This is a genomic window from Marichromatium sp. AB32 (assembly GCF_003718675.1).
Classification (GTDB): domain Bacteria; phylum Pseudomonadota; class Gammaproteobacteria; order Chromatiales; family Chromatiaceae; genus Marichromatium; species Marichromatium gracile.
Window position 1 is genome coordinate 1 of the sequence record NZ_RHFJ01000104.1, and the last position, 4,587, is coordinate 4,587.

Here is a 4,587-nt window from a genome sequence, read left to right on the forward strand (position 1 = left end):
CTGGCATGAGAAGAGAGATCGAGGGCTTGGTCTTAGCGACAAGGTCCAGGCCTTCAGGCGCAATCGAGCTGCCTCAATCTCGCGCGGTGGGAGCTAACCACCACGGGGTGGCAAGATACAAGGCGCCAAGAGCGCGAAGATGAAGAAAGGCTTCCAGCCGCCAGCCTCCAGTGAGGGGGCAGGGTTGTCTCGTCGCGTCGCGGTTGACCGCAAACCGACACTGGAGGCTGTTTGCTGAAGGCTGGTCGCTTTCTTCGTGTCCTTTGGGTCTTTGCGGTTCAATCCCCTGGCGGCTGGGTCAAACGTCGAGCATCAGCTTGCGCGGCTTGCGCATCCCGGCGATCTTGCACGCCTGCTGGCCGTAGCCGCGCGGGAACAACCGATAGAGCGCGCGGCGGGTCGCCTGCTCCGCGCCCCAGAGATCGCGCATGTGCGCGAGCACCCGCCGCGCCTCGGGGACCGACTCGGTGCGTTCGAAGCGCTCACGCACGAAGCGCACGATCTCCAGCCGCGAGGCGTCGAGCTCCAGCCCATCCTCGGCCGCAAGCGCCTCGGCGAGCGCCGGCGTCCACATCGCGGGATCGAGCAGATAACCCTCCTCGTCTCGCGCGATCCCCTCCAACAGCCCAGAATCCGAACCCTGCATCTCCCCACCCTCCATCCAACGCCCGAACCCTGGAGATGGGGCCAGAAGAACCCGGACCACAAGGACTCAAGCGAGCGGTCAGCCCCGGCGGCGCTTCGATCCAACCGAAGCCGCAGGGCACGCCGCGCTGGCAACTGATCGCTGCAGCCCTTCGCGCCCTTCGAGGCTTTGCGGTTCAATCCTGCTGGCGGCTGGCGGCTGGCGGCTGGCGGCTGGCGGCTGGCGGCTGGCGGCTGACTTGACACCCCCACCCCGGGCGGCGAGAATCGCGGCCCACTCCGAGGGGAGTAGTCTCCCGCGCAGCGCGCGGGGCATCCGTCAACAGACTTGGCGATCGCCATGGCGGATGCGGCCCGACGGGCTTGACGAGACCTCGAGCACGAACGCGACGGCCAATGGGCCGGGCGCGCGTCATCGTGTTCGAGTCTTGTGCCTGCGCCCGGCCCCGAGGATCCCATCCGATGTCACCTCCGACGACCACGGCCCAGCGCCGTTCACCGCGCACCGCCACGCCCCAAGCGATCGAGGGGTACGCAGCGGCATGATCGATACCACCATGATCTCGACCGATGGCGGCACACTGTTCGCCACATTCGCGCTGGTCGCACTCGCCGAGATGGGCGACAAGAGCCAGCTGGTGTGCATGGCGCTCGCCGCCCGTCACCGTCACTGGCCGGTGCTGTTCGGCGCACTCGCCGCCTTCCTGTTGCTCAACACCCTGGCGGTGCTGTTCGGCGCCGCGCTCACCCAGTGGATCCCCGACCAATGGCTGGCCGCAGCGGTCGCACTGCTGTTCGCGACCTTCGGGGTCATCGCGCTACGCACCACCGAGGACGAGATGGAGAGTGACGAGAAGACGGTGCAACGCTCCGGGCACAGCATCCTGGTCGCGACCTTCCTGCTGCTGTTCCTCGCCGAGATGGGCGACAAGACCCAGCTCGCCGTCGCCGGTATGGCCACTACCCTGGCACCGTTGCCGGTGTGGATCGGCGCCAACCTGGCGATGGGCGTGACCGCCGCGCTCGGGGTCTTCGTCGGCTGCCGATTACTCACACGGCTGCCGATCGTACTGGTACATCGCATCTCCGGTGCGTTCTTCCTGGTGCTCGCCGCGGTGGCTGCGACCCAGGTGTTCTGAGCCGCTCAGGCGGCCAGCCAGCCGCCGCGATAGCGCGCCAGGGTCAGACCCTCGGGGTCGATCGCGGCGGCTCGGCCGAGCATCAGATCGGCGATCAGACGCGCCGACCCGCAGCTCAGGGTCCAGCCGAGCGAGCCGTGTCCGATATCGAGATAGAGCCCCGCACAACCGCTCTCGCCCAGGATCGGCGGGCCGTCCGGGGTCATCGGGCGCAGCCCGGCCCAGGGCTCGGCCTGACGCGGATCGGCGGCCTCGGGGAAGAGGTCGACGAGCACCCGTCGCAGGGTCTCCAGGCGTCCGCGTCGTAGCCGCAGGTCCATGCCACAGAGTTCGGCGGTGCCGGCCACCCGCAAGCGGTTGCCCAGCCGGGTCAGCGCGACCTTGTTGGTCTCGTCCATCAAGGTCGAGCGCGGCGCGGCCTCGGGATCGAGCAGCGGCAGGGTGAGCGAATAGCCCTTGACCGGATGGATCGGCGCGCGGATGCCGAGCGGGCGCAACAGCCGCACCGCGTCGAGTCCGGCAGCGAGCAGACAGCGATCGGCGACCAAGGGCCCGGCGTCGGTCTCGACCCCGGTGATCGCGCCGTCGCGGACACGCAGCGCCTCGACCCGCACCCCGTAGCGGAACTCGACCCCGAGCCTGGTCGCATGGCCCGCCAATGCCTGGGTGAAGCGCAGACAGTCGCCGGTCTCGTCATCGGGGAAGCGCAGACCACCGGCGAGGCGATCGGCGACCCGGGCGAGCGCGGGCTCGTGACGGACGCAGCCCTCGACATCGAGCAGCTCGCAGCGCAGCCCGCTACGTTCGAGGATATCGCGATCGCGCCGCGCCTGATCGAACTGGGCTGCCGAGCGCAGCAGTTGCAGGGTCCCGCCCTGGCCGGCGTCGTAGTCGATCCCGATCTCGGCACGCAACTCGCCCAGAGCGATCCGGCTGTACTCGGCCAGGCGCAGCAACCGCGCCTTGTTGCGGGCATAGTGACGCGCGCTGCAGTTGCCGAGCGTCGCCGCCATGAAACGCAGCATCGCCGCGTCCAACCGTGGTCGCACCCGCAGCGGGGCGTGCGGGGTGAGCAGCCAGCGCAGCGCCTTGAGCGGCAGACCGGGCGCAGCCCAGGGCGCGGCATAGCCGGTCGAGACCTGACCGGCATTGGCATAGCTGGTCTCCAGACCGGAGCCGGCACAGCGCTCGAGTACCGTCACCTCGGCACCGGCGCGGGCAAGTTGATAGGCGGCGGTGGTACCGATCACGCCGCTGCCGATGACCAGGACACGCATCACTCATCCCTCCTTGGGTACCCGGAAATCAGCGTGGTCATACGCTGATCCCGACGCCCAATTGTTGAGGGTCGGGGAGGATTGGCGAGGATCAAGGGGGACAACAGCGGGGATGAGCGGCCTGATCAATCCGGGTCAGTCGAGTACCTCGAGGTTTCCGGTCTCGATATAGACCAACTGCCCGGCAATGTTGGTCGCACGCTCTGCGATCCGTTCGAGATGGTGTGACATCCACAGCAGCGCCACCTGATCGGCCGCACTCGCGGGATCTGCGCGCAATGCCGCGATAATGTCGACATTTATCGAATCCAGGTCGCGATCTATCGCGAAATAATCTGTTTCTGAAGCAGAGGAGATGGCCTTTGCGGCGCCCTGCGAATAGCCATTGAGCACCTCATCGAGCAAGCGTCTGCTGTTCTCGCCCAGATCCAAAAGAGAGGCGAACGCCCGGGAATCTGGGTTCCAACCCGGATGTCTCAGCAGCAATCGCCCGAGATCGGCGGCGTGATCGGCGATACGTTCGAGTTCCGAGACCATCTCCAGTGACACGCCAACCAGTCGCAGATCGCGGCCGGCCGGTCGGTGTGCGGCGAGGATCAACAATGCCTCCTGTTCGAGCGCGCGCCGCGCGTCATTGATCTGCTGATCCGCCGCGATCAGGGAGCGCGCTCGCTCCAGATCGCGTGTACGCAAGACCTCGAGCCCCTCGACCACCATCCCGGCAACCCGCTCACCCAGTTCGATCATGGACTCGCGCAGACCATCCCGTCTGTCCTCGATCAGCGATCGTCGATCCAGCATCACCTTACCCCGCCCTTGCCATCTCGTTGCATAGGAGCAATCTACGCCCAGGGCATGACTGGTCGATGACCGCGAGATGACAGCAGCCAAGCTACAATCCCCAGTCGATCAGTCAAGCGAAACCACGACACATGGATCTCATCGATCAAATCGCCGAACGTCATATCGAACGGGCACGAGCGCGAGGAGAACTCGACGACCTGCCCGGCAGCGGCAAACCACTGCCGACAGAAGACCTCGCCATGGTCCCCGAACACCTGCGCGCCGGTTACCGTCTGCTCAAGGGGGCGGGGTTCATCCCGCCAGAGATCGAGACCCTGCGCCAGATCCGCGACACCGAGGCGCTCATCGCCCGAATCGAGGACCCACAGGCACGCGCCGAGGCGGCCAGACGGCTCAGGCTGCTCGAAACCCGACTCAGCGAGGGACGCGGACACGGCCTCAATGCGGTCACCCGGATGCAGTACCAGGATGCGCTGAATCGAGCATTCTCAGATCGTGAGGGGGATTGAAGGCCAGCGGCCAGCGGCCAGCGGCCAGCGGCCAGCGGCCAGCGGCCAGCGGCCAGCGGCCAGGAGATTGAACCGCAAAGGCGCCAAGGGCGCGAAGGGTTTTGAATGAGGGAGGCGGTCGACGTCCGGCGCACAGCCCCGTCGGTTGGGTTGCCGGCTTTTACCAGCGTCAACGTCTGCTGAGAACGGCAATCGGCGCCGGGACAGGAACCG

5 protein-coding genes and 1 riboswitch are annotated in these 4,587 nt (G+C 66.9%); of the genes, 2 read left to right on the forward strand and 3 right to left on the reverse strand.

The window, feature by feature from the left end; genetic code table 11:
• Positions 1–298 precede the first annotated feature (298 nt).
• The gene (locus EBL85_RS16465; RefSeq protein WP_123141554.1) at positions 299–646 is read right to left on the reverse strand and encodes a TusE/DsrC/DsvC family sulfur relay protein; all 348 of its coding nucleotides are present in this window, start codon (positions 644–646) and stop codon (positions 299–301) included.
• Positions 647–910: 264 nt separating this feature from the next.
• Positions 911–1,009, forward strand: a riboswitch (yybP-ykoY riboswitch).
• Positions 1,010–1,187: 178 nt separating this feature from the next.
• On the opposite strand from EBL85_RS16465, the gene EBL85_RS16470 reads away from it, so the two are divergent.
• Positions 1,188–1,784 (forward strand): TMEM165/GDT1 family protein, encoded by a 597-nt coding sequence (locus EBL85_RS16470; RefSeq protein ID WP_123143475.1) that lies wholly within the window; start codon positions 1,188–1,190, stop codon positions 1,782–1,784.
• A 5-nt stretch (positions 1,785–1,789) separates the two neighbouring features.
• Here the strand turns inward: EBL85_RS16470 and EBL85_RS16475 are convergent, their stop codons facing one another.
• Both EBL85_RS16475 and EBL85_RS16480 read right to left on the reverse strand, forming a co-directional pair.
• A complete protein-coding gene (locus EBL85_RS16475) occupies positions 1,790–3,061 on the reverse strand; it encodes a D-amino acid dehydrogenase (protein WP_123143476.1) in 1,272 nt (423 codons plus the stop codon).
• A gap of 135 nt (positions 3,062–3,196) precedes the next feature.
• On the reverse strand, positions 3,197–3,862 hold the full coding sequence (locus EBL85_RS16480) for a PhoU domain-containing protein (protein WP_123143477.1): 666 nt from the start codon (positions 3,860–3,862) through the stop codon (positions 3,197–3,199).
• Positions 3,863–3,993: 131 nt separating this feature from the next.
• Between EBL85_RS16480 and EBL85_RS16485 the strand changes: the two genes are divergently transcribed.
• A complete protein-coding gene (locus EBL85_RS16485) occupies positions 3,994–4,374 on the forward strand; it encodes a DnaJ family domain-containing protein (RefSeq protein ID WP_123141558.1) in 381 nt (126 codons plus the stop codon).
• Positions 4,375–4,587: the final 213 nt, after the last annotated feature.

Bases quoted from the DNA above. Each gene is read 5' to 3' on its own strand.
- EBL85_RS16465 (WP_123141554.1), bottom strand. From the start codon at position 646: ATGCAGGGTTCGGATTCTGGGCTGTTGGAGGGGATCGCGCGAGACGAG.
- EBL85_RS16470 (WP_123143475.1), top strand. From the start codon at position 1,188: ATGATCGATACCACCATGATCTCGACCGATGGCGGCACACTGTTCGCC.
- EBL85_RS16475 (WP_123143476.1), bottom strand. From the start codon at position 3,061: ATGCGTGTCCTGGTCATCGGCAGCGGCGTGATCGGTACCACCGCCGCC.
- EBL85_RS16480 (WP_123143477.1), bottom strand. From the start codon at position 3,862: ATGCTGGATCGACGATCGCTGATCGAGGACAGACGGGATGGTCTGCGC.
- EBL85_RS16485 (WP_123141558.1), top strand. From the start codon at position 3,994: ATGGATCTCATCGATCAAATCGCCGAACGTCATATCGAACGGGCACGA.